The organism is Acinetobacter sp. 161(2023), from assembly GCF_037027805.1.
Classification (GTDB): Bacteria; Pseudomonadota; Gammaproteobacteria; order Pseudomonadales; family Moraxellaceae; genus Acinetobacter.
The window spans coordinates 1-25,358 of record NZ_JAZEYD010000025.1 but is presented as its reverse complement, the minus strand read 5'-3'; the positions used below and the strand labels follow the sequence as shown (position 1 = coordinate 25,358).

General features: G+C 37.2%; 26 protein-coding genes. 16 read left to right on the top strand and 10 right to left on the bottom strand.

What is annotated here, in order from left to right:
- Positions 1 to 306: 306 nt before the first annotated feature.
- Together WA249_RS18300 and WA249_RS18295 are read right to left on the bottom strand one after the other, a co-directional pair.
- Positions 307 to 1,848: a tyrosinase family protein gene (locus tag WA249_RS18300; RefSeq protein ID WP_336170867.1), complete on the bottom strand. Its 1,542-nt coding sequence runs from the start codon at positions 1,846 to 1,848 to the stop codon at positions 307 to 309.
- A 417-nt stretch (positions 1,849 to 2,265) separates the two neighbouring features.
- Positions 2,266 to 3,054, bottom strand: coding sequence for an AraC family transcriptional regulator (locus WA249_RS18295; RefSeq protein ID WP_336170865.1), 789 nt, complete (start codon positions 3,052 to 3,054; stop codon positions 2,266 to 2,268).
- 98 nt (positions 3,055 to 3,152) lie between these two features.
- On the opposite strand from WA249_RS18295, the gene WA249_RS18290 reads away from it, so the two are divergent.
- The 9 genes from WA249_RS18290 (at position 3,153) to iaaH (ending at position 13,766) form a co-directional block, all read left to right on the top strand.
- On the top strand, positions 3,153 to 3,962 hold the full coding sequence (locus WA249_RS18290; protein WP_336170863.1) for a sulfite exporter TauE/SafE family protein: 810 nt from the start codon (positions 3,153 to 3,155) through the stop codon (positions 3,960 to 3,962).
- A gap of 180 nt (positions 3,963 to 4,142) precedes the next feature.
- A complete protein-coding gene (locus tag WA249_RS18285; protein ID WP_336170861.1) occupies positions 4,143 to 5,027 on the top strand; it encodes a phosphoribosyltransferase family protein in 885 nt (294 codons plus the stop codon).
- Positions 5,028 to 5,038: 11 nt separating this feature from the next.
- The gene (locus WA249_RS18280) at positions 5,039 to 6,532 is read left to right on the top strand and encodes a nicotinate phosphoribosyltransferase (protein ID WP_336170859.1); all 1,494 of its coding nucleotides are present in this window, start codon (positions 5,039 to 5,041) and stop codon (positions 6,530 to 6,532) included.
- Between the two features lie 60 nt (positions 6,533 to 6,592).
- Positions 6,593 to 7,360, top strand: coding sequence for an ADPR responsive transcriptional repressor NtrR (gene ntrR / locus WA249_RS18275; protein WP_336170857.1), 768 nt, complete (start codon positions 6,593 to 6,595; stop codon positions 7,358 to 7,360).
- 71 nt (positions 7,361 to 7,431) lie between these two features.
- Positions 7,432 to 8,826 carry a methylenetetrahydrofolate reductase C-terminal domain-containing protein gene (locus WA249_RS18270; protein ID WP_336170855.1) on the top strand — a complete coding sequence of 465 codons (1,395 nt, stop codon included), beginning with the start codon at positions 7,432 to 7,434 and terminating at the stop codon, positions 8,824 to 8,826.
- A gap of 251 nt (positions 8,827 to 9,077) precedes the next feature.
- A complete protein-coding gene (gene acpA, locus WA249_RS18265) occupies positions 9,078 to 10,664 on the top strand; it encodes an acid phosphatase (RefSeq protein ID WP_336170853.1) in 1,587 nt (528 codons plus the stop codon).
- Between the two features lie 456 nt (positions 10,665 to 11,120).
- Positions 11,121 to 11,252, top strand: coding sequence for a hypothetical protein (locus WA249_RS18260; RefSeq protein ID WP_336170851.1), 132 nt, complete (start codon positions 11,121 to 11,123; stop codon positions 11,250 to 11,252).
- Between the two features lie 241 nt (positions 11,253 to 11,493).
- Positions 11,494 to 12,213, top strand: coding sequence for a response regulator transcription factor (locus tag WA249_RS18255; protein WP_336170849.1), 720 nt, complete (start codon positions 11,494 to 11,496; stop codon positions 12,211 to 12,213).
- A gap of 92 nt (positions 12,214 to 12,305) precedes the next feature.
- A complete protein-coding gene (gene iaaH / locus WA249_RS18250) occupies positions 12,306 to 13,766 on the top strand; it encodes an indoleacetamide hydrolase (RefSeq protein WP_336170847.1) in 1,461 nt (486 codons plus the stop codon).
- Positions 13,767 to 13,982: 216 nt separating this feature from the next.
- Here iaaH and WA249_RS18245 read toward each other — a convergent pair whose 3' ends face one another.
- Positions 13,983 to 14,423 (bottom strand): HD domain-containing protein, encoded by a 441-nt coding sequence (locus WA249_RS18245; protein WP_336170845.1) that lies wholly within the window; start codon positions 14,421 to 14,423, stop codon positions 13,983 to 13,985.
- Between the two features lie 344 nt (positions 14,424 to 14,767).
- Here WA249_RS18245 and WA249_RS18240 point away from each other — a divergent pair, with 344 nt between their 5' ends.
- The gene (locus WA249_RS18240; RefSeq protein WP_336170843.1) at positions 14,768 to 15,658 is read left to right on the top strand and encodes a LysR family transcriptional regulator; all 891 of its coding nucleotides are present in this window, start codon (positions 14,768 to 14,770) and stop codon (positions 15,656 to 15,658) included.
- Between the two features lie 116 nt (positions 15,659 to 15,774).
- On the opposite strand, the gene WA249_RS18235 is transcribed toward WA249_RS18240, so the two are convergent.
- Together WA249_RS18235 and WA249_RS18230 are read right to left on the bottom strand one after the other, a co-directional pair.
- Positions 15,775 to 16,956 (bottom strand): MFS transporter, encoded by a 1,182-nt coding sequence (locus tag WA249_RS18235; RefSeq protein WP_336170841.1) that lies wholly within the window; start codon positions 16,954 to 16,956, stop codon positions 15,775 to 15,777.
- 585 nt (positions 16,957 to 17,541) lie between these two features.
- Positions 17,542 to 17,733 (bottom strand): hypothetical protein, encoded by a 192-nt coding sequence (locus WA249_RS18230; protein WP_336170839.1) that lies wholly within the window; start codon positions 17,731 to 17,733, stop codon positions 17,542 to 17,544.
- A 103-nt stretch (positions 17,734 to 17,836) separates the two neighbouring features.
- On the opposite strand from WA249_RS18230, the gene WA249_RS18225 reads away from it, so the two are divergent.
- From WA249_RS18225 to WA249_RS18205, 5 genes are all read left to right on the top strand, one after another.
- Positions 17,837 to 18,400: a TetR/AcrR family transcriptional regulator gene (locus WA249_RS18225; RefSeq protein WP_336170837.1), complete on the top strand. Its 564-nt coding sequence runs from the start codon at positions 17,837 to 17,839 to the stop codon at positions 18,398 to 18,400.
- A 64-nt stretch (positions 18,401 to 18,464) separates the two neighbouring features.
- On the top strand, positions 18,465 to 19,478 hold the full coding sequence (locus WA249_RS18220) for a hypothetical protein (RefSeq protein WP_336170835.1): 1,014 nt from the start codon (positions 18,465 to 18,467) through the stop codon (positions 19,476 to 19,478).
- A gap of 329 nt (positions 19,479 to 19,807) precedes the next feature.
- Entirely contained in the window at positions 19,808 to 20,062 is a 255-nt protein-coding gene (locus WA249_RS18215) for a hypothetical protein (RefSeq protein WP_331422210.1), read from the top strand.
- The gene (locus tag WA249_RS18210) at positions 20,062 to 20,310 is read left to right on the top strand and encodes a hypothetical protein (RefSeq protein WP_033853941.1); all 249 of its coding nucleotides are present in this window, start codon (positions 20,062 to 20,064) and stop codon (positions 20,308 to 20,310) included. The genes WA249_RS18215 and WA249_RS18210 overlap by 1 nt, the downstream gene beginning before the upstream one ends.
- A 14-nt stretch (positions 20,311 to 20,324) precedes the next feature.
- Positions 20,325 to 20,540, top strand: coding sequence for a hypothetical protein (locus WA249_RS18205; protein ID WP_274568766.1), 216 nt, complete (start codon positions 20,325 to 20,327; stop codon positions 20,538 to 20,540).
- A gap of 157 nt (positions 20,541 to 20,697) precedes the next feature.
- Here the strand turns inward: WA249_RS18205 and WA249_RS18200 are convergent, their stop codons facing one another.
- From WA249_RS18200 to WA249_RS18190, 3 genes are read right to left on the bottom strand one after another with little or no spacing between them, the layout of a single operon-like run.
- Complete coding sequence (locus tag WA249_RS18200; protein ID WP_336170828.1) at positions 20,698 to 21,186, bottom strand: hypothetical protein; 489 nt, start codon at positions 21,184 to 21,186, stop codon at positions 20,698 to 20,700.
- Entirely contained in the window at positions 21,183 to 21,797 is a 615-nt protein-coding gene (locus tag WA249_RS18195; RefSeq protein ID WP_265167533.1) for a hypothetical protein, read from the bottom strand. The genes WA249_RS18200 and WA249_RS18195 overlap by 4 nt, the downstream gene beginning before the upstream one ends.
- 9 nt (positions 21,798 to 21,806) lie before the next feature.
- Entirely contained in the window at positions 21,807 to 22,352 is a 546-nt protein-coding gene (locus WA249_RS18190) for a PAAR domain-containing protein (RefSeq protein ID WP_336170824.1), read from the bottom strand.
- Positions 22,353 to 22,529: 177 nt separating this feature from the next.
- On the opposite strand from WA249_RS18190, the gene WA249_RS18185 reads away from it, so the two are divergent.
- Entirely contained in the window at positions 22,530 to 23,048 is a 519-nt protein-coding gene (locus tag WA249_RS18185) for a GNAT family N-acetyltransferase (protein ID WP_336170823.1), read from the top strand.
- Positions 23,049 to 23,088: 40 nt separating this feature from the next.
- On the opposite strand, the gene WA249_RS18180 is transcribed toward WA249_RS18185, so the two are convergent.
- Both WA249_RS18180 and adeT1 read right to left on the bottom strand, forming a co-directional pair.
- Positions 23,089 to 23,970 carry an alpha/beta hydrolase family protein gene (locus WA249_RS18180; RefSeq protein ID WP_336170820.1) on the bottom strand — a complete coding sequence of 294 codons (882 nt, stop codon included), beginning with the start codon at positions 23,968 to 23,970 and terminating at the stop codon, positions 23,089 to 23,091.
- A 162-nt stretch (positions 23,971 to 24,132) separates the two neighbouring features.
- Positions 24,133 to 25,128 (bottom strand): putative multidrug efflux protein AdeT1, encoded by a 996-nt coding sequence (adeT1, locus tag WA249_RS18175; RefSeq protein WP_336170818.1) that lies wholly within the window; start codon positions 25,126 to 25,128, stop codon positions 24,133 to 24,135.
- Positions 25,129 to 25,358: the final 230 nt, after the last annotated feature.

The window sequence follows — 25,358 nt, the reverse complement described above, 5'->3', positions numbered from 1 at the left end:
GTTGTAAGCGCTATTAAATTATTTAAATAGTGCTTAGGTAGAGTGTTTAGCTTAATAATTAGATAGTTTTTATTACTTGGTAAATTAATTTTTTATTTACACTTTAAGGTATTGTTTATAATACGTTATTTTATAATTTAAATTATCTTAATATTCCTAATGTTTATTTGCTTGCAAGAATAGACAATACTCAAATATCAAAATTAATATTCAAAAAACATTTATTCTAAAATAAGCGATTTTATTAGAATGAGCTATTTTCATTGCAAATAGAGACCTGAACTGATCAGGCCTTTGTTTTAATCATTATTTTGATGTTTCTAGGCGGACCTGAGAAATACTAAGTCCTTGAGAACTTACTTTTTCTTTCACTGGATTCAATGTTAAATCGGTAGCAACAAACTGAACTTCTAAGTCTTCAGCAGGCATGCCTAATTGCTGAACCTGATCACTGACTTGATAGACCAATTGACCAATATGACCTGAGTGTCCGCCGTGGTCATGATCTAGCACACCGAAGTAGTTAATTGTGGCCACGTAAATTTTTTGCTCAGGTTTATTTTTAGAAGAGAGATAAATCTTATAGGTTAGATTTGGATTACCAACCATTTGTACATCGTCTAATATTAAATAGGTTTGTCCCGATGAGAGTGTGGTTTGAGAAAGTTGGCTAGAGTTTTTTAAGAAAGTCTTAGTCTGAGGAGCTAAAGCTACTTTTTGAGTTACACCCATCAGTTTAATGCTTTTATTACTGCTGACTGGCTTATGAGCCTTTTTAAATAGGTTAACTTTTCCTGTTTGATTAGTCATAACGGATGCTTGAACCTTACAAGCGTTTTCATTGGTATATCGTACGGGAATTTTACCAGGAGTAAATACATCAGCAATGGTCATGGTGACTTTCTTGCCGTTTTCATCAGCAAAGGTATATCGGGTGTCATACCAACTATCTGGCATACCTAAATTTTTCTTTGCCCATTCAAGCGTAATAGGTTGCCCATTCGCTTTTTTATTGAGCCAGCATTGCCACAAGCGGTCTATATTGGCATGGTGCATATAAAATACAGGGTCTAAACCTGCAATCGGCACAAAGCCCATATCTGGTAATACACAGTTTTTACCCACAGCACAGTGCATTACACCATGGGGTTGAGATTGTAACTGGTTAGAGAATGCTTGGAAGTTATTCCATTTAAATGCTTGAGCAGCACTGGCATTATCTGGATCTATGGCGCTGATATTTGTATTTAAACCCGGTGTACGGAACTGATCATATAAAGTACCTGCTTGTTTCCCTCGGACCAATTTAGGCAGTGCCAATCCTTTACCATTGGCCGCTTTTTCTTCGTAATAGTCCCAATAAGGAAGAGAGTAATCTTGACCAACATATTTACGCACTGTTCGCTCGTAAAAATAAAGCATCATACGGTGCCACGGTAAGAAGTTTAGATTGCCATGTTGGCATGTACCCCAAACTTCATCGGTAAAACCATCATTTGGAACTGTAGAATTTTGAATATGTTTATAGTAACTATCACATAAGGCTTGACTATTTTCTTCTAAACAACCTGACATACGACCTTTAAGGTATGTGTCTTTATTGGTTGCATGCGTACCTGTGCCAAAATAGCCATGTGTATTGGCCCAGTAATTAAAACTTGTACGAAACTCGGGTGATAAGGGGGGAGCATTATTATTTGCTCGCATTTTTTCCAGACCTTTTTGTAAAGCACTTACTTTGGCTGGATCTTTTGCAAACTCCGTGGCACTCATTCGTAGTGAGTCAGCATGAGTCGTCAAGCTCATACTAAATAAGAGAGTACCTAAAATATAATAATTTCTCTTCATAATTTTAAATCCTTGTCATGTTTAATGTTCTTATATTTGATTATTTGTAATGTATGAATTTACCCTTGTTTTGGGTAATTCTTGATCTAATCTAGCATATAAAATAGTTTTTATTAAAGTGTTATGTTTAATATTAATAATGAAAAAATTTAATTTTAAGTTGTGTAATTTTTTAGAAAAACTTAATTATTTAATATGTTGTTTTAATTGTATTTTTATTGGTAATTAAAAAACTTTTAAAATAAAATTAATTATATTTTTGTGTAATGTCTTTTGTTTTATTAAATTTATGATTCTAAAGTCTCATTAATTTTAAAATATTAAGTGTAGAAGTTTTGATTAAGTTTAAATATTGAAAAGTGAGTTATAAAACGAGAGTGAATCGATACCTATGACACCATTCACATGAGTAAATCTTTATAGCGCTTTATCATGTGCATGAAATCTTTTTTGAAAATGGCTAGGCGGATAACCCATAATTTTACTGAACATTGCGGTAAAAGCTGCCGAGTGTTCATAGCCTAAACTAAAAGCAATTTCCGTAATTGAGATATTTTCTTTTAAGACATTTAAAGCATAGATGATGCAGACTCGATTACGCCAAGCCTGAAAGGACATGCCTGTTTCTGTCTTAAACCAGCGGTGAAAAGTCCGTTCACTTTTATTGTGGTCATGTGCCCAATCTTTAGGGCTGCTATGAATATCGGGATGCTGCATAAACTCAGCACACTGTTTAGATAGTAATGTGTTGTGAGGCAGTGGAATAAACAGAGGCAGGGCTGGTGCAGCTTCTAATTCACATAACAATAAATCGATAAGAGCGCCGTCACGGCCTGCACGTTGGTAGTCAACAGGTAGCTGATTTGCCTGAATGAGCAATTGATGTAGCAAAGGTGAGACTTGTATAACCTCGCAATATGTTGCTTGTCTTGGGGAATGGTCCGCTTCTATATACAAACTATAAGTACTGACCTTAGATAGCCATACCTGATGTGGTTTGCCTGCGGGTATCCATACACCGCTGTAAGGTAACACGAGCCATTGTCCATCTTCAGTTTCAACTTTCATGAGTCCTTCGGGTGCATATAAGAACTGAGCACGGCGATGGCTATGCGTATCTAACAAAGTATCAGCAGGATAATCTGATCCTAACGCTAAAACCGCTTGCGATAGATGGTCTACATCGTTAATTGGAATATTACGCATATATTTTTGTCTGAAATGAATAAAAATATGACTTTTCTACGTTAGTTTGCCATAGGGCTATTTTATATCATGCCTCTATAAATATGAGGAAGATAATCATGCTATATGAGCTATTTTTATTTGGACTGCTTTCAGGCATAACCACTTGGTTATTTGGCTTTGGTGGCGGTTTTGTTGCGGTACCTTTGCTTTATAGCGTCATTATTCAAAAGTGGGGCAATGAAAGTAGTGTCGGCATACATGCGATGCAAATTGCAGTTGCCACATCCGCCTTTGTCATGCTCTGCTCGGCAAGTTTTGCAACCTTTCGACACTATCGGTCTGGACAGATAGCTTGGCAAAAGATCCGCTTTTTATGGGGTGGTATCGCATTTGGTGGAATTGTTGGTGCAGTAATGGCCTCATTGTTTAATGGAAATTGGCTTCGCTGGATATTTATGGCCTATGTGTTTGTAACCATTATTGATTGTTATTACCGACCGGGGTTTATGGTGGCATCAGTGCAAAAGCAACGTGATGGTCAAAACAGCGAACTGATTAAAGGCGGAGTTATCGGCTGGGTTGCAGCACTTTTAGGGGTTGGAGGAAGCATAATGACGATTCCTTTATTACGGCGTCGGGGTAGTTCTATGGCAGAGGCCGCGGCTATTGCAAACATTCTCACGCTGCCTTTGTCTTTAACTGCAACGCTGACTTATTGTGTATTGTCAATTTGGCAATCTGAATGGGCACCTAACGGATTTATCGGTTTAATCTGGTTTGAAGCTGCTTTATTCTTGGTTGCTGGAACATGGGTCGGACTATATTTTTCAGAAAAATTTATTTCAAAACTACCTGATTTATGGCGTGCAAAGTTATATCCGCTACTTTTAATAATAGTTCTACTCGTCATGATTTTTATAAATTAATTTTTATTTCAATTAGTTAAATAATAATTTTTCTTAAATGTCGAATCTCTAAATGCTCTAAAACTGCAAATTTTATGTCTTAAAGGGCTTTGAAAAAAGTTTTAAAAATAGACTTGAAATATATAGTGGCTTTATGCCACTATATATTCATCGAAGGTCATCAGACAAAAAGAGGATAATATGGCTATCCAGCTTTTAGATGCGGCAAGAAATGAAATTCCAGTGAAATTCACGCAGTTTTCTGGTGGAGAGCGTCATGTTCAAATTGATGAGACAACGTTAGGTTCACTATCTGGCAAGGTAATGGTTCGCGCCAATATGACCACAAGTCACGATGTGATGGACTATTTGTTACTTGAAAATATATTGCTGATTCAAGGCCTAACAGTTGACTTAGAAATTCCGTATTTTCCATATGCACGTCAGGACCGTATTTGTGCAGTAGGCCAAGCATTTTCACTCGATGTGATGACGAAGCTACTTAACATTAACGCAGACAAAAAAGCGGGCAAACAAGGCAAGGTAACTGTTTGGGATTGTCATAGTGAAGTCACTACAGCCTTACTTGCTGCCAATACTTCTTTTAGCGAAGTTGTAAATGTTAGTTCAGTTGACATCATCGCAAAGAGTGAAGTGCTAAGCACACTGTTAAAAGATGAAAAAACAGTACTGATTTGCCCAGACAAAGGCGCAAAAGTACGGACACAAATGGTTGCAGATGCTTTTAATGGCGAGCGTAAACAACCCATCACTATTGTTCATTGTGATAAAAAACGTGACCCTGTAACTGGCAAAATTTTGGGTACGCATGTACATGCGACTGATTTATCAGGATTAACAGCGGTCATTACCGATGACATTTGCGACGGCGGTGCAACCTTTATTGGTATTGCCAAAGAACTCCGTCGTCTCAATTGCCATAAGGTCGTTCTATATGTGACCCACGGTATTTTCAGTAAAGGAACAGAGGTTTTTGATGGACTGCTTGACCAGCTATTTACCTCGGACAGCTTTCCACAACAACCATCAGACAAAATTTCAGTAATTGCTTTTGCAGCAAAATAAAGAGAACAAAGATGACTATTAAACTTAATCCATTAAACGCTATCGATTTTTATAAAGCTGATCACAGACGTCAGTATCCAGCAGGCACAGAGTATGTGTACGCAAACTTTACACCGCGTTCGTCTCGACTCGCTAAAATGTTGCCTGACTTTGACGATAAAGTTGTGTTCTTTGGGCTTCAGGGTTTTATCAAACACTTTTTAATCGATACATGGAATGAAGGCTTTTTTAAGCAACCTAAAGAAAAAGTCGTGGCTGCTTATAAACGCCGTATGGATAGTTCACTAGGTGAAGGTGCTGTACCGGTTGATCACATTGAAGCGTTACACGACTTGGGCTATTTACCATTACGCATTAAAGCTTTGCCAGAAGGTAGCCGTGTCAATATGCGTGTACCCGTGCTTACCGTAATTAATACTGACCCGCGTTTCTTTTGGTTAACCAACTATATCGAAACTGTGTTAAGTGCTGAGCTTTGGAAAAGCTGTACTACCGCCACGATTGCCTATGAGTACAAACGCTTATTAACGCAATATGCCGTAAAAACTGGTGCACCACTCGATTTTGTACCTGTGCAAGGACACGACTTTAGTAGCCGTGGCATGAGCGGAATTTATGATGCGGCACAATCTGGTGTGGGGCATTTAACCAGTTTTATTGGAACAGACTCAGTTGCGTCAATTGACTATGCAGAAGAATATTACAATGCCTCAGGTGTCATTGGGGTATCTGTACCAGCAACCGAACACAGTGTGATGTGTATGGGTACAGAAAACAGTGAGCTAGAAACTTTTAAGCGTTTAATCTGCGAGCTTTATCCGTCTGGTGTGGTGAGTGTCGTGTCTGATACATGGGATTTTTGGCGAGTCATTACAGAATTTACGGTAGCTTTAAAACCTGAAATTTTGGCAAGACAACCTAATGCTTTAGGCTTGGCTAAATTGGTTTTCCGTCCAGACTCTGGCGACCCTGTTAAAATTATTTGTGGTGACCCAGACGCCGAAGTCGGCAGCCCAGCTTATAAAGGCGCGGTTGAATGTTTATGGGAAGTGTTTGGCGGTACAACCACAGACCAAGGCTATAAAGTATTGAATGAGCGTGTCGGTTTAATTTACGGCGACTCGATTACCCTAGATCGCGCACAGCGTATTTTAGAAGGACTTGAAGCCAAAGGCTTTGCTTCAAACAACTTGGTGTTTGGTATAGGCAGTTTTACCTATAACTACTTAACTCGCGATACCTTTGGGTTTGCTGTGAAAGCAACTTGGGGTCAGGTAAATGGAGTAGGTCGAGAGTTGTTTAAAGACCCGATTACTGACTCAGGTGTGAAAAAATCTGCGAAAGGTCTGTTACGCATCGAAGAAAGTGAAAATGGTTTTACCTTGTTTGATGAGCAAACAGCCGAACAAGAACAAGGCGGAGCACTAAAAACAGTCTTTGAAAATGGTAAACTTCAATATGAGTGTACTTTGGATCAAATTCGTGAGCGTTTATCCATCGCATAACTGAGTTTAGATGAGTCGTTACGTGGGTATCGGCTCATCATTTTTATTGAGAGGCTGAACGTGACTATTCAAACTGAACAAGAGTTCCTTGCCAGTTATGATCGCCGAGATTATGACGCACCTTTACTCACGGTCGATATGGCTATTTTCTCGGTTTTTAATGGTCAGTTGCAGGTACTACTCATTAAGCGACCCAACTTTCCAGCCAAAGACCAATGGGCTTTACCGGGTGGTTTTGCCGATTTAAAGCATGATCAAGACTTGATGGCCACGGCATATCGTAAGCTGGTCGAAAAAACAGGAATCGTTTCGCCTTATTTGGAACAAGTTGCTTCTGTGGGTAGTGCAAAACGTGACCCGCGTGGTTGGGCCGTGACCATTTTATATTTTGCTTTAATCGATTTTAATGCCTATCAGCATCAAACGTTGTCTGAATACAGCGAATGGGTGCCAGTGACAAAAGCACAAGATTTAGCATTGGCGTTTGATCATAATGAATTGCTCAGCTTGGCATTAGAGCGTCTCACGAATAAAACTCGCTATACCGCATTGCCAGCTAGTCTTATGCCTGAATTATTTACGCTGACCGAGCTACAAACCATTTATGAAATTATTCTTGGGCAATCTTTAGAAAAAAAAGCGTTTAGACGCCGTATGATAGAAGCTGATGCGGTTGAAGAAACCAATCACAGTAAAATTGTAGGGAAACGACCAGCTCAGCTCTACCGCTATGCACTCGATTCTTTTGATTTTATATTTCCTCGCTCACTCGAGTTACCAAGAAATAAAGAGGGCGAAGATAAGCAAAACATTGAGCTGTCTGACTAGCGCATCTTGATGCACTTTGATTTATAATGCCGCGCTTATGATTGATGTCATGTTTTGATCAGCACTTGCCTATGTCACACGTTTCTCCCTGCTTCCAGCAAAATCAGTTTTTTGTGTTGGTGGAATATCTCACTTCGCTGCATGAAATTTATCCTGTGAAACATGAGTTTGCAGGATATCCGGCTGCAATGACATTGGCAGATCGCGTACATTCAGATCATGATATCGCGCCGCTTGAAGCCAGCAAAAATTACCCTGACTCAATCGATAAAGTTTTACACTTTTCAGGTAAGGCCCGAGACATACAAGACTTTGAGCGCTTTTTAGAACAAGCTCAAGCAGCCAATATTCAAAACTTGTTATTGCTTACAGGCGATAAACTCAAAGAACACCATAATGGTCGAGATGGACAGCCTCGTAGTCGTTACTTAGAGTCGGTAAACGCGGTAATGGCTGCCAAGCAACACGGTGGGTTTCGTATTGGGGTTGCTTTTAACCCATTTAAATATGTTGAAGCTGAGCGTGATGCACAGTATTTAAAACTGCATAAAAAAATTAAAGCAGGTGCTGACTTTATCATTACCCAATTGGGCTATGACATTGAAGCCTTAAAACAAGCCAAATCATTTTTAACGAAGCATGCTTATTCGCAGCAAATACTGGCTTGTGTAATGCCTCTAACTTTGGGCCGAGCCAATTTTATGGTGAAGCATAAAGTCGCAGGTATTGTGATTACTCCCCACATGTTAAAAGTTTTGGCAGACGAAAAACAGGCAGGGCATACAGACCGCGTTTATTTACGCTGTGCTTTACAGATTTTGATATGTAAACATTTAGGGTTTGCAGGAATTCATTTATCTGCCTGCCATAAGCCCGAAGAGCAAACGCTGCTTGAAAGCTACATTGAGCAATACAAATATTTGGAGCTTAAAGCCTTAGAAGAGCTTTGGAATTCACTTTGGCAAGTCACGTCAGGCAAAGAGTTTTCGCCTGAAATTTCTAACTTTTCGCATTTGCCTACTTCCAAACAAATGATTAAATATCGTCAGTTACATGTTATGCATGAGGCGATGTTTGGATCAAAAATTGCTAAAGGGGTTGGGCGCTTTATTTTTAAAGCGTCATTTTGGGAAAATGCTTTGGTCTCCAAAGTACTACTTAAGACAGAAGTACTGAGTAAACATAGCTTAGTTGGTTGTGAAAGCTGTGGTCAGTGTCGTTTAAGTGACACCTTATATATTTGCCCTGAAACCTGTCCAAAAGGTTTAGCCAACGGGCCTTGTGGCGGTACAACTTTAGACCGCTGCGAATTTGGTGACCGAGAATGTATTCATTCAGTCAAAGCAAGACTTGCAAAAGCGGTTGAACAAACTGAAATATTAAAAGAAAAACTCATTCCAACTGTGCCTATTGAAACTAGGGGAAGCAGTTCTTGGAAAAATTGGTATTTAGCAACTGAGGCTTAAATTTACCTACCTAGGGTGGTCGTAAAACAAAAACTGACGTTGATGCAATTGCAAAACAGCAAGGTAAATTACCCCCATTACTGTGCCCGAAAATCAACAAATGCCGCAATAAGAAAAAGAAATTCGTCCTTAGTAATCCACCTGTCGGTTATTTATTGGTTTAGTCATTATCTTGACTTATTTAGCTATTAATTTTTGCAGTCAGGAGACTGACACACTCTTAAATTTAGTCTGATTAAGGAAAGCTTACAATGAAAACATACACTATAAAGATGCGAGGACTATTGGTGGCTGCTTTGGCCATCGGACCTATGTTTCTGGTTGGTTGTCATGTAGGAAAATCATCAAGTGATACGAGTGTTTCGGTAGCACCTAATGATATTAGTAAAGTACAAAACGTGGTGGTGATTTATTTGGAAAACCGCTCATTTGATAATTTGTTTGGTAATTTTCCAGGGGCAAACGGTATAAATAACTACACTGCTGCTAATGCACAGGTTGATTTCGATGGCAAAACAACGCTGACAACATTACCTCCAGTATGGGGAAGCGAAACCGATCCAAATTTAGGTGTAGTCAGTAAATTAACGAATGCACCTTTCCGCCTTGATGCTGCCCCAGTTAGTCTTGCTCAATCTGCTACAGGTCCTGACCTTGTTCACCGTTTTTACCAAAATCAAATGCAGATCAATGGTGGAGCAAATAATATGTTTGCTGCTTATTCCAACCGTGGTGGTCTGGTGATGGGTAGCTACGATGGCTCAGGTCTGAACCTATTCAAACTCGCTCAGAAATATACATTGGCTGACAATTTCTTCATGGGTGCATTTGGTGGTTCGTTCCTAAATCATCAATATTTTGTATGTGCTTGTGCGCCGTATAACCCGACAGCACCTGCTAGCATGCGTGCCATCGTGACTACACCAGGTGGTTCTAATCTAGTAATTGATCCTGCTAAAACTCCAAGTAGTGTACAAAATGGTCAAGTTAAGTTTGTCCAAGATGGTCAATATACGGATGATGGTTATGCTGTGAATACCATTTTGCCTCCTTATCAACCTTCAGCTTCTGCAGCTGCACCGGGTGCTAACCCAATGCTGGCTAACCAAGCCGACCCGAATAATCCAGTATTGCCTCCAATTGATTCTAACAAGACCATTACTATTGGTGATACGTTGAGTAATGGTGGTATTAGCTGGAAATGGTATGCTGGTGCTTGGAACAATGCTTTGAAAGAAGGCACTTCACCGAATATCGGTACGACTGCTAACCCGTACAAAATCATCTGGGCTGAAGAGCCGGGTCAAGAAGATTTCGAACCACATCATCAACCATTCAACTACTATACTCGTTTTGATCCAACAACAACGTCTGGTCAAAATGAGCGTTCTGCTCACTTAAAAGATGCAATTGATCTCTATGCTGATGCGGCAGCTGGTACTTTACCAGCAGTTTCTTTCTATAAGCCAGCTGGTAACATCAATGCTCACCCGGGCTATTCAGACATTCAAAGTTCTGATGCCGAAGTTGCAAAAATTGTTGGAGCATTGCAGAAAAGCCCACAATGGGGTCATATGGCTGTGATTATTACTACAGATGAAAACGGTGGTTTCTTTGATCACGTAGCTCCGCCTAAAGGTGATCGTTTTGGTCCCGGTACTCGTATCCCTGCGGTTGTGATTTCTCCGTACGCTAAAAAAGGATTTGTGGATCATACCTATTATGACACTGCTTCTATTCTGAAATTTATTACCAAACGTTTTAACTTGAAGCCATTAGCTGGTTTCCGTCAAGCGACTGGCGACCTGACTAACGCGTTTGATTTTAGTCAAAATTAATACTGTGAATACTTGCACTGACATTAAAAATTTAATGTCAGTTTTCTTTTAACTTATCTGAAGTTTTAAGATTCATGACTACATTGGGGCTGGCATAGTTATAAAAACCTCCCATTCGGTTAGATTATATTTTAAGGGCAATAGAGCTTTGATGAGAATTTATGGCTCAGCTATCCACAATATTTGCCTAATCTTGCAATATTTTTGTCTAAATATTTAAGTTTCCAATATTTTTTAAATAAAAGATCAGTAAAAACTATAAAAATTAATCCTACTAATGAGACTTAAGTGTTTTATTACTTCTTGATTTGATTTTGTTAAAAAATTAGAAGATATGCTAAAGCACGGCAATAATTTTAAAAATAACAATTGATTGCCTTAATTATGTCCAATCAAAACGATTGGGTAGGAGTATACTTAAAGCAAATCTTTTGCGTTAAAAGAAAGGCTGTTTCAATGAAAAAGTTGGTTGCTGCACTTGCTGCACTTGCTGTAATTGTTATTTTAACTGGATGCGTTTACGACCCTGTTAATTACGACAAAATACACGACCAAGAGTTCCAAGACCACCTCAGGCAAAACGGTTAGTAATAAAAAACCCACTCATTGAGTGGGTTTCATTTTTATTTTTTATTTACATTACAAAAATGACTCCAACATATGTAATGTCTAGATGACTATTTACATGAAAATTAAAACATCTCATATCAACCAAACCAAAAAATAGATATGTTATAGAAAAGGATGAGATCGGTCATAAGAATAAGCTCAAAAGAAGCGCTTAACCGATCTTCTTAAAATTCGATGGATTTCGTTAAATAGGCAGACTATGACTGCACTTTTAGAAAAGGATTTCAGCCCATCTGAGTTCATCTTGTTTTCTGAAATATTATGGAAACTTGGCTCAGGGAAAGGGCAATATAATTTACGTGAAAATATCATTGCAGATATTGCCATTTTATTAAGGGCTGATTTCGCTGCATCTTATATTTGGGATTCAACGCATAACTTATCAAAAGAAGGCGTGATATGGAAAATCGACCCAAAAGCGATGGAGGATTATGAGAGTATTTGGCAATTTGCTGATCCGATTACTGCACAGCTTCGTAAACTCCAGAAACCGACATTTATAAACGAGGTCATGCCTTTCGCTGATCTGAAGAAAACAAGTTACTACAATGAGTTTTTAAAAACCTATGGTTTGTATCACGGCATAAATATTTATTTTGTCCGAAATGGTATGGATATTGGTGATTTACGTATTTGGCGTGCGCAAGGCGCTGACATGTTTGGTGAGCGTGAAAAAAGAATATTAAATCTGCTTGAACCTTATTTTACTCAAGCCTTACCAGCAGATTTCTCAACACAATACGGTTTGACTTCGCGTGAACAAGAAGTGGTTCATTTGGTCTCTAAAGGTTTAAGTGATAAAGAGGTGGCAAATTTACTTGGTATTGGTTTTACTACATTAAGAACTCATTTGAACAATTCTATGAGAAAAATCGGCTGCAATAATCGCACTGAAATGGCCTTGCTCATTCAACATTAAAGTTTAAGCAATCCTCAATTTTGAGGATGCGAATGAATGAGCAATTTATACTAACTTCCTAAAATTACAACTTAAATGGATTCAAAATTACTATGTTAAATATAAATGAAAAAAATAATTGGATCGAATCACTTGATCTATCAACTGCTTCAGTTGATCTCATTACTCGATTGATTCAAGAGAGAAAAGTATCTTGTGAAGAGCTTGTGCATCATTACTTCGATACGATTGAAAAACAGCAATCTTTAAATGCATTTATTAGTACAGATAAAGCTTTGGCAATTCAACAAGCTCAATATTGGGATAAATACCTACTGACTGGAAAACCGTGTCCAGCTTTGATGGGTATTTTAATTGCGGTTAAAGATAATATTCATGTTGCAGGTTTCCCAAATAGTGCAGGTACGCCAGCTTTAGCTCAATTTAGACCTCAAACTTCTGCGCCCGTTATTCAAAAACTGATTGATCACGGCGCGATTATTGTTGGTAAAGCCAATATGCACGAATTGGCCTTTGGGGTAACTGGTTATAATACTGCCATGCATATAGAAGGCGTGGTGGGTACACGAAATGCCGTAAACCCGTTACACATTGCGGGCGGGTCTTCTTCGGGTAGCGCGGTGGCTGTTGCGGCGGGCATGGTTCCGATTGCTATGGGTACAGACACAGGTGCTTCGATTAGATTACCGAGTGCTTTAAATGGTTGTGTGGGTTTTCGTCCAACAGTAGGACGGTATTCACAAGACGGTATTACCCCAATTTCACATACTCGAGATACCGCTGGCCCGATAGCGCATACCGTATCTGATGTTATTTTAATTGATCAGCTTATTACTCAAGAACCAAGAAAAGAACCATTACAACCTCATCAAATTCGGCTCGGTATCAATTCATACTTTTGGAATCATTTAGACGAAGATGTTCATGAGCAGGCACATATTGCGCTTGAGCTTTTAAAAGACGCAGGAGTCGAAATTATTCCTGTTGATATGCCGAATTTAGAACAGCTCAATCACGCTATTTCATTTCCTGTGGTCATCTATGAAGGTAAATATGACCTGATTCAATATTTAAAACATCATCATATAGACCTAACCTTCGAATCTGTAATCGATCAGATCTCAAGCCCAGATGTACAGGCAATTTTTAAACAGAATATCCTTCCTGAGTTAATTCAAGATCAGACAGGGCAATTTGTTCCTGTTTTACCTCTGTATGAAAAAGCCATTAATGAAGCTCGGCCACAATTGCTTGAATTCTACCAAAACACATTTAAAGCGCATAACTTACATGCTTTATTATTTCCGACGTCACCGATTGTTGCACCACTAGCAAACGAACAAGCCAATTCAATTGAAAATTTCCAAACACTGATGCGAAATACAGACCCCGGCAGTAATATTGGAATACCGGGACTGAGCTTACCCATAGGAAAGGGTGCGAAATCAAAACTGCCAGTTGGATTTGAAATAGATGGTTTAACTCACCAAGATAGTGAACTGCTTGCGATCGGAATAACTTTAGAAGAAATTTTTAAGGGTTTAAACAAGTAAAAATTAGCTGCTTTTGGCGTATTTAAGCAGAGATCCGCCGTAGATCATTAATGCGCAAAAATTTGCTCAATTCTTAGGAATGTTAAATAGGATTGAGCAAATATATGCGCAAAATGGTGAGTGTCAGCTAGAGCAAGAGTCTTTTTTACATGGTGATTTTGATTTCGTTACAAAATCAAGTGGATCGTTTTAGATTAACTAAAACTAGCTAACTTTTCAGGCCAACTTATCTTGCGCCGTTGAAACAATTAGAATGGTTTGAAGATAATAATCGACACGTGAGTGATTATTGTCCTTATGTGAGTTATGCGCGTTAAAGGCTGCATCATGAAGTTTCACGACTCGAGCGATCGGGTTTAAACCACAACGGAGTAGATATTCTTCGCGTATTTCATCTTCTCGTTTAGTTAATGCATCTACAGCATCGCGGACTTCTTTTCCAAATAAGCTTTCGATTTTGTCTAGCGTAAGAGGCGTGTCTTCAACACTATCGTGTAGAAGGGCGGTAATGATGTAGATTTCTGAAAATTGATGCTCAATTAATGAATTGACTACACCTTTAATATGGTACTCAAAGTAATCATGAGGGCCATACTTTTGACCTTGATGAGATTCTTTTGACAATTTCTCTGCGAGTTCAACTTGATTTTGAGTCATTTTTTGCTCTTATCACTTTAAGTATATGACGCGGCCTAATTTGTAAGATGGTCGCTTAGGTCATAATTTTATACTGAATAGTGACTCATACGAATACTTCTTAATTAACTATTTTATCTACCGATTTGGTATCGATAAACTTAGAGGTTATTCATTAAATATTGTTTAGCCAATTTCATATTTACATCTTCATTCACGCTATTCTAGTGCTAGGATAATTACCCGTAATGAACTCAATCTCCCATAACCCAGTCATAAATGAGCTATTACTGGTTTTGTCTAAGGTTTAGGTTAAATAAAACTATTCCCACCACATGTGTGGAAACAAAATATCAAGAGAAACAATGGATATTTATCGGTACACAGAAAATCTTTCTCTATTCGTTGAAATAGCAAGATGTGGTTCATTTTCTGCGGTTGCACGCCATCACGGCGTAAACCCATCATCGATCATACGCAAAATTGATATGCTTGAAGAAGTCATGAAAGCCCCGTTATTTACACGCAGTACACGTGGTCTTCATTTAACTGAAGTGGGCGATGCATTGTTTAATCGTGCTGTGGGTGTACTTGGAGAACTCAAGGATATGCGAGATGAAATCGTTTCCCTAAATGAAGAAGTAACAGGGACATTACGCATTAGTTGTTTGCCGACATTTGCAAAACTTCATATTTTCCCGTGGTTACCAGAGTTTAAAACTCGTTATCCCGATGTGAATCTTGTTCTTGATCTGACTGAGCAACTTGAAAACCCATCAATAGAACGCCTTGATGCCGCAATTCGTATTGGTAAGCTAAAAAATAGTTCATTATATTCGACAAAAATAGCGCATCAGACTTGGGTTGCCTGTGCCAGTCCGCTTTATATTGAGCAATATGGTATGCCGTCTGGCCCAGAGGAACTTTCTGGTCACCATATTTTGGACAAATACCATGATCCATACGCCGTATCGTGGAGTCGCATTATTGATACAGAGCAGAGAGACCATCGCTTATATATGCGTTGTAATGATTTTGACGCGCTGCGAAAGGCCGCCGTTTCAGGATTAGGGATTGTATTTTTACCTAACTGGGTGGTTGGAGAAGAAATTAAAGCAGGTAGATTGGTCAAAGTATTTGATGACCCACAACAGAAAGTTGATGATATTCATTTCCTGCGTGCACTTCCTAAAATGACGCCTAAACTCGCTGCGTTTTTACAGTTCCTGCGAGATAACCTTATGGCTGCCATTTAATGCTTAAATCTGCTGGATAATAACTCTCTAACCCATATATTTGGCAAAGAACAAGGTATTTTCTTACGTTCTTTGCCGTTGTTTGTCGAAATGGTTAGTAGGGATATTCAATTAAATCAGACTGTATCATTAACCATTTTATTCACATTCTTTTGTCTTACATTGAGCATAAGAACAAAGCACGAAACAATAAAGCCCATTACAGCAATACCAGTCCATCCGTACTGGACACTGATTCCAGCACCTACACGAGTGCCTACTGCGCCACCTATAAAATAAGCACACATAAAAACCGTATTTAAACGACTTCTGGCTTCTGTAGATAAAGCTAAGGCTCTTAGTTGGTTTCCGACAAGACCTGCTCGACCTCCAATATCGAGAAAAACAAGAGCAACAATCAATGCCAGTAAGTAATGAGAAGAAAAGAATACAGAGATAAAGCCCAAAGCTGCGATAACACTTCCTGTTAAAACAATTACTCTAGGGCTATAACGGTCAGCCATTTTCCCAATGTAAGGGGTAGCAAGAATGCCTGCAATGCCAGCAAATCCGAAACTACCCACAACATCACTACTAAAATGATAAGGCGGCCGTGCAAGTAAAAATGCAAGTCCACCCCATAAAGCACTGAACCCGCCAAACATTAACGCACCACATAAACACGATAGTCTGAGATCACCTTCTTTTATAAAATAGGTGACAAGCGATTTTAGCAATGCAGGATAGGAAACCTGTGACGCGGTCGGTTTGCTGTAGGGTAAAAGCTTAGGAACCATCATGAGCAAAGCAAGGTCTAGTACGGTCGCGACAATATACATTGACCGCCAACCCAAATAATCTCCAACAAAGCCAGATAGAATTCTGCCAAATAAGACACCCGCCATTAATCCGCTCATTACGGTTCCGACGGCTCGTCCTCTTTGTTCGGCAGGTGCGATGAGAGATACCATGGGAATGACAATCTGTGCGCCAATAGCGGTCATTCCAATCACAATATTTAACGCAATTAACTGTTCAATCGTTTGTGTGAAAGAAGCTACTAATGAGGCAGTAGCATTAACACCCAATAGAATCATAAGCAGCTTTCTGCGTTCAAATCGATCGCCTAATGGCACGAAGAAAACTAGACCTGCTGCATACGCCAACTGTACAAACATCGCCACAGAACTTGCATACTTTTCATCGACCGCAAAATCTTTCGCAAAAAGTGCAAGCAAGGGCTGGTTGTAGTAAATATTGGCAACAGCAAAAGCACACAGACAAGCCAGAGCAAAATAACTACTTTGTGTTCTTTTCATAAAAAGTATCTGCCAAAGATGAACGAATAAAGCCAGTTGTACCCATTAATGAATATACAAATGAGGACGCTTAGAAAATGGATAGGAGCACATATTTACTTTATGTATAAGACTGTTCTTAAGGAATACTCAAATTAGGCATAAGAGTTTTGCACTGAGCGCAAAACTAAAAGAAATTACTCATTTTTATTATCCATTCTTACTTTATACAAGCCAAACTAACCCTTAAGTTTTTGAAATTTTAAACTTTAACTTAATGATATAAAAGTAGATTGTAAATATTACTTAAGAGTTTCCTTAATTATCTAATTAAATGAAAAATAATAACTATTTAAATAATTTCTAGCCAATTTCACATTGACACCTCAAATATTGAAGATTACCATTTGCGGGCTGGCCTACATCGCCAGTCGGTTTTAGCAGACCGTTTGTTTCGACCGCATCAGAATTACTCCTTCTGAGGAATAGTTTTGTGCGCGCACTCCCAGTTCCCTCCCGTAGCGGTAGGACGGGAGAGGGACACCCTCGGGTGTGCTGGAGTCGAAACCAGTCTGCTAACCCTCTTCCGTTCTGCCACCATAAATTTTATGCTCTGGCAGAACTCCATATAATAAGGAGTTGGCTTTGCACATCCATTATTTCTTGGCAACCTTTGCCAAAAGCTATAACAACACAGCTTAAAACATTTAACGCTTGATCGCCGTAAGGCTTTTCAGGCTTTAGTTCGTTATTACTTAAAACTTCATCAACAATTAAAACTTGAGATGTGCTAGGCACAGTCTTTACGGCTTTGCTACGCCTTTTTTTCACCTTTAGCAAAGTGGAAGGCTTTTATATCTCATTTATATACAACAAAAATTTAATTTATAACGGTAAAAATATGCAAAATTTAACTCTCCCAACACGTGCATTAAAAGTTGTAAATAAAGCAATTGAACTGTTTCACTACAACGGGTTTCATATCGTTGGTGTCGACAGACTTGTGAAAGAGTCTGAAATACCAAAAATGACGTTTTATACTTACTTTCAATCTAAAGAACGCTTTATTGAAATTTGCCTAATCGTGCAAAAAGAACGACTACAAGAAAAAGTAGTCTCTATGGTCGAATACGACGAACACACCAGCGCAGCCGATAAACTCAAAAAGCTCTATGATTTACACGCAGACACAGACGGGCCGTACTACCTGTTATTTAAAGCCATTTTTGAAATTAAACTGACCTATGCAAACGCCTATATAACCGCTGTGCGATACAGAACATGGCTTACCAACGAAATATATAGCCAGCTTAGAGCACTTAACTCCGATGTTTCCTTTACCGATGCCAAACTATTTCTATATATGATCGATGGCGCCGTTATTCAGCGTTTAAGTTCGGATGAAGTTGATGAAAGGGTATTGGAGGTGTTTTTGAGGGGGATTTTTAAACATATATTTGTTTAAATTTTAGTTTATAATACTGAACATACTTTTAGAAGATTAATAAATATTCAAAATAAGGTTAAATATGAGTAATGAAATAGAAAAAATTATAGCTGCTATAGTAGAGGCTGAAAATATAAATGATGCAGCTTTATTATTTAGTGCTAATTTTGATTTATTAGAAAATTATATATTTTTTGTAAGTCATGATGAATCATCAGCAATTCTTCCAAGCCATGCAATAGATAAAGATTTTAAAAATACTTGTGCAATTAGAGGTTTATATCAATATAAAAATGTCTACATTATAAGTAGCGAAACAATCTGTAATTTGTTATTAAAAAAAGAAAAAAAAGTACCAATTGATTACTCTATATCATTAGATACGCAAGCAGTCAGTTATTTCCATAGATTTTTTATTGATCCAGAACATAAAGAGTTACCTCCAGATTTTAAAGAGTTCTTTAAATTCATTGCGGATCCTGAGGTAAATGCTGATCCAATGCCACATATGATAGAGAATATTTATAATTTGAAAAATGGAGGAAATATACATGCAATATATGATGTTAAATATGCATATGAAAAGTTTAGAAATATTGATTACAATTATTATATTAAGGAGAGTAAATTTAGATTTTTAATTGATGATTCTGAAATAAAAAAGATTGCACAGCAACAAATATCAAGGGAAATTCATAGATTATCTGATTCAAATTTTTCTGATGAATATGAAAGAAATTTTAATTTGCAATATATAATTATATTAATAATTGCAGTAATACGGTGGAAATACCCAAAAAAACACATTAATACAATGCTATATAAATATTTTGAAATGTGTCAGGAATATATCGGCGTAATACCTGAAGGGTTGGCCTACAAAAAAGGTACATCAAGAGTATATCCAGTTTATTCATTTGGTATAGAAGACATGATTGAGTTAACAGATAAGGGTAGAAGAAAAATAGAAGAAGATTTTTTTAATAATGAAGTAATTAGGGCTAGGAAGATGAGCTGTGAAAGTACGGCTAAAAATTTTAAGGATGCTATTTTAAAATTAGAAACCGAATTTTTTGAATTAAAAGATAATAAGTAGTTAAGAGAATTTATTGGCTTAATAATTTTTAATAGTTGAAAAAAGGCAGACGGTTTTTATAGATCACTAATAGGGGGATAATAAAATGAGCAAAAAACTATTTAATCATAAGCGGTGTCCAGATTGTGGTTCACCGATAAAGGGGCATTACTATTATTGCGGACGTTGTGGTAGTAATAATGTAGTAAACTGGAAACTTACCGGATATTTTTGGCTAGTAATAGGCTCTATTTTTCTAGTAGTAATGTATTTGGTGACTAAAAATTTCTGTAGTCATCCTTTTTTTACACAAGTTGATTTTTGCAAATATTTTTAAAGGGATAGCAACTATGTTTGATGATTTTAAAAATAGGTACTCACGTCGATTGAAAGCACGAAACCAAGAAGGAGATTTAATAGAATTTCAATTTTTCTCACAATATAAACCAGAAGAGCATGCTCAAAAAAATGAAGATATTTGGACTTATGATTTGATTCGTCTAGAGGATTATCCTCAACCAATAAGGTTTTTATGGGGAAATCAATCATTTCTTCATCCAGTATCAAAAAAAGAGTATTCAATAATCTATGGAGAAGAAAATTAATGAAAGTTAAAGAATTAATAGAAAAATTACAGGAATTTGATCCTGAACTAAAAGTTCTGATTGCAAATGAAGAAGAAGAGATTATCGGGAAAAATAAACTAGTTCAATTTTTTGATATTCATAATATTAGTCCATTCAATGCTGAAACTCATCGTAATGAGAATGGAGAAATTGATTTCAAATTTACGGGAATGGCAACTAAAACATCCCAAGAATTTATAAGTATTGATGTGACATCTCAATTTTAGAGTTAGAAATTCTTATGTATACAAATTATTGGATTAGTAACGGTTTTATCTATGGTCCTGAGTACTCAGGAAGATTTTGGATTGAAAATGGTTTTATTTATGGACCTAAAAACTCAGGGAAATTTTGGATTCAGGATAATTTTATATATGGGCCAAAAGATAGTGGAAAATTTTGGATAAGTGAAGGGTATATTTACGGACCGAAAGGAAATGTACCTTGGATAGACTAAATACATCAATAAGCTCTTTCGCAAAATTTCAGGTATTAAAGGCACTATCCCAAGCCCATTCCATGCCTTTTTCTATTGACCACACTCGTTTTAAATGTATTGATTTGAGATAAAGTACTAAAAAGCCCTGAACATTCAGGGCTTTTATAACAATGATCTATTCACATACTTCTACAAAGTTTCGAGCAGTCTTATCTTTGCTATCGCGTAGCTTAATAATTTTTTGTCTTTCACCGTATAGGCTGTGAACATCATTTAAGGTTTCATCCTTAAGTTGGCTTTTGTATGGACCTTCAACTTTATTTACATAGTTTTCCATGAATACCGTCATCCAACATATTGTGTTGAGGTCACCATAGTCATACCCGTTTGTATCTAAGCCTTGAATCCAGTCTGGATATTCTTCATTTAAAAGGCTCCGTGCTGTTTCTAACTTAACATAGGAATTATTAAACAAAGAGTTTTTCAAAGCAGGCTCATTGTTCACATTCTTATTCGCTTCGATGATCAATCTATAATTGTCAGTAGCATAATTTTTAAGGTCTACTTTCACATAGTTATCAATGTCTTCTTTATCTGTTGAAGCTTTACAAGAAGTCAGGAATAAGCAGGAAAGTAAAAGTATTGGTATTAATGTAATTTTCATATTGAGAAGCGGTTATTAGGTGGAGAGTAGTGGTAATTCTGAATATATAATGAAACAGTTGCTTGATCGTAAGGACGACCAAATACATTTTTGTACATATATTCGTTAATACCATATGGTCCATTGTTGGTAAACGTTGCTAAAGCATTAGCGGCAAGAACAGGTTTACTCGCATTGGATAAGGCCAAATCTATTATTTCACCAAAGTTTTGTTTAGCAATTGCCATACGAGCTTTAAAGGTATCCTTTGCAAGCTCTGTAATCATCTCAGCACCTTTATTCCTAGAGTGCTTTTGAGCATATAGAGTGAACTTTAAATACATCATTGTATGAAATGAATAGCGTCCCAATACTTCATCTGAAAATTGACGTAAATCGAATTCAAGACCAAAGCGTATTGCAAGATCATGCTCAAATGGATAATGCTGTTTTACCCAGTCCCATTGTGCTTGGTTCATCATAAAAGTATAAGGCACTGTTGTATGATAGTTTAGGATCTTAACAATGCTATTACATAAGAGAGGATCTAGTAATTCATCCGCATGACAGACTTTAACTTCGTTATCCAAAGAGGGAATTAATGTCGGTGAAAATACTTTATCTTGTGCCATTATCAATCCTTAAAGCGGTGGTAGCGGTTTAGAAGCATCAATCGTCTGAAACTCCACCTCATCAGGTGTAGCAGCATTGATAACATGCGTTTTACCTTCTTTATCAGTCCAACCAGTTTCTACCTTTCCATCCTTCTTATAAATAATTGAATAAGGAATATCGCTAAAGACCTTTTGTGTCTTCTCGTCCTTTAACTGAAACTGAATTCCATATTCTTTAGGTTTATCTTCTACAAAGCTATCTTGAGCAGCCGTATTAGTAGTAGCTGCACTTTGAGACGAACCACCGCCATTATCCTGAACAACTAAATTTTGTTGAGGCAATAATTTGCAACCGCATGAAAGTGAATCATTTACACGCGCGGCAGCTTTACCAAAAATTTGCATGTATGGATCGCCAGATACAATAGTTGCAACGACTTTATGAGTTGGGCATGTAGCTTTATCACCTATACATGCAACTGCAATACCGTCAATAAGGAACATACTGTTCCCAGAAATTACTTGGCCACCACCTGAAGTTGGGCAGCCTATTGTTATATATGGTGTTGCCAAATCTATTCCTTCTTATTTTCATGAAGTGGTGGAATGATAGCAATGGTGGGTAGACGGTTCTGTATGTTTTTATTTAAGAAACTTCATGAAGATGCTCGGTAAAAATGAAGGTATTTTTATATATAATTTCTTCACAAATAATTATTCAATTAATATCCAATAACGTAGAGAAGAAATATGAACGATATTGAAATTTTAGAAATAAAAGAAATTGGCGATTATGACGAAGGCTTATCGCTATTGTTAGAAGATTCTATCAATAGCGGAGCTTCAATAGGTTTTTTGGCACCCGTAGAAAAGAACGAAGTCTTAAATTATTGGCGTGAGGTCAACCATAAATTAGCACAAGGGAATAGCCGTCTATGGATTGCCATTCTACAAGGAAAGATTGTAGGTAGTGTTCAATTGTCTTTGGTAAGTAAAAAGAACGGAGTACACAGAGCTGAAGTTGAAAAACTTATGGTGCTTACAGCAGCAAGAAAACAAGGAATAGCAACATTACTAATGAATGAACTAGAAAATTTTGCACGAGAAAAAGGCCTACACTTACTTGTCTTAGATACACGTGAAGGCGATGTGTCCGAACTTTTGTATAGCAAAATTGGATTTGTTCGTGTGGGTGTAATTCCGAGTTTTGCCTTAAGTTCAAATGGGAACTATGACGGCACAGCGATTTATTATAAAAAGCTTGTTTGAGGGTTGATATAAGGTATCTACAGAGCAACCCATTTATCACTTAATTTTTTATATTCAAAGTTTTTTCTAAAAATGAATCACTTTTAGTTTTCCATACATTAGCAGGCACAGGATGTTTGGCATCTTGTATAAGTTCTAAAGTATTTGGAATACCTTTACTGTCGATTAATTGATGTAGCTGAATACTTTGCTTTGGGTCAACAATTGGGTCTTTGCTGCCAACTAATATAAGAGTAGGCGGATATTGAGATGAAATCGGCAGCGATGATCTAGCCGCTGATGCAGTTTCTATATTTTTCTCAGCAGTTATAGATTCATTTATTTCTTTCATTACATTTGGCGGTAGTGTTCTGGTGTTAGAACTCCACTCGGCATACATACCTTTAAAATCATAAAACCCAGATACCAAAATCAAAGCATTTATCTTTCCAGAGTTAGCTACAACATTCGCTATAGAAGCACCACAACTAATACCAACTACTGCAACTTTGTTTGGATCAACATGGGGCTGTGATCGAGCAAAATTAATGGCTTGTACAAGATTATTTTGTGAAGCTTTACCACAAAAATCTGATTTTCCAGATGACTCACCATATCCACTCATAGATACAGCAACAGTGAAAAAGTTCTTTTTAGTATATTCATTTAACAGGCCTGAGCGGACAAAGGCTTTTGCACCTTGTTTGTCTTTCTGAATACCATGCAAGAAGATAATTGCTGGATACTTTTTATCAGCTAAGAGGTCTGGCTCTTTCCAATAAATCTCAGTTGTTTGATTATTTGCGGTTAAAAGTTGATGCTGTGCTTGCTTTGTATAAATATAAGGAAGAATAAATACACGAAAAAAGGCATAGAAGCCAATAACTAAAATCAAAGGAAGAATGTAGCAAAGGGCTATATTCTTTTTCTTCTTAGGAAGCATATAGAACTCTATTGGTCTAATTTATGGTTGCGAATGATTCTCTAACTATTGAAATTGAAAATCAATCTATTAGTTCCTTAATTAAATAAACTCGGATATTCCCACAATATCCGTGTAGAAAAATTGGTTTATGTTCATGATGAAAGAAGGAGTTTGATTAATTTATTCATCGGTTAATGCACATTCAAAATTACTTGGGTTTTCTTTACATCTTACTTTTTTCAAAAAATTCATCATTTTTGGATCATAAATACCTGCTTTGGTTAGCTGTATACGTGCTTCGCGCATCATTTTCATATAGTTTAATTGTTCGTTTTTAGGAATATCCATCCAGTATTTTGAAGGAATATCACTTTCATATTTAGCAATAATGCCAAACGTTCTGTTTAGTTGGCTGGCTACCCAAGTTCGCGACTTTTGCCCAAAACCTGCTGGAAACTGGTCTTTACGAATAATGAAGTTTGCTGAAATTTGAGTTAAAGGAAAACGAATGATTGCTCCTTTCTCACCTAAACCTTTGTGTAGTTCAAAAGGTTTAAATGCCACAATAGGAGCGGGCACAATATCAATTTCATGGTTATTAAACTTCGCACCAGCATTGGTCACGTCTACCGATACAGCCTGACCTCCAACATGTTGTACAAGCTTGGGTTGGGCTTCATCATATTTAAATACCCCAATTTTTTTACCGGCAGCTTTAGCGAGAGTATTTATACTTCTATCATTTACAAATAAATAGGCAGGACCAATTGTGCCTAAACCTGCAATTTCGTAAGGGCCTACCACCATGTTTTTTGCGGCCATGGGTGATGACAACAGCTTATAGGCATTAATTGCCGTTTTCATATTTGTTAATGCACCAACTGCATCTAAGGATCCTGTATATTTATTAAATTGACGCCCACGTAAACCACTAATAATAGCGCCATCACACTTACCGACTTTTAAATCTTCAGCCGCAACGCGTTCATCAACATAGGCTTTTAAAGATATATCAGCTCCCCAATTTTTGGCTTCAAGTGCATAATCTTTGGCTAAAGCAAAAGCCTCTCCAGACTTACCAATGGGGTCAAAAACACAGACGACTTGTTGCTTGGCGTAAATAGTTGTTGTTAAGCATGTGCTTGCAATAAGTAAAATAGTTTTAAAACGATCCATATTTAATTATCCATTTTGTCAGTATGAAGTTATCTATGAAAGTTAAGATAGCTTAAAAAATTGCTCCCCAATTAACCTAATTATATGACATTGTATGGGTTCTAAAATTTTTTTTAATATTTTTTAAAAATGGGAAAAGTTGAAGCCTTTCCCTCCCCAAATGTACCAATTTCAAATCAATAGCTATGGATAAAACATGAATTTAATAAATCGCAGTAGTAAGTTCTTTC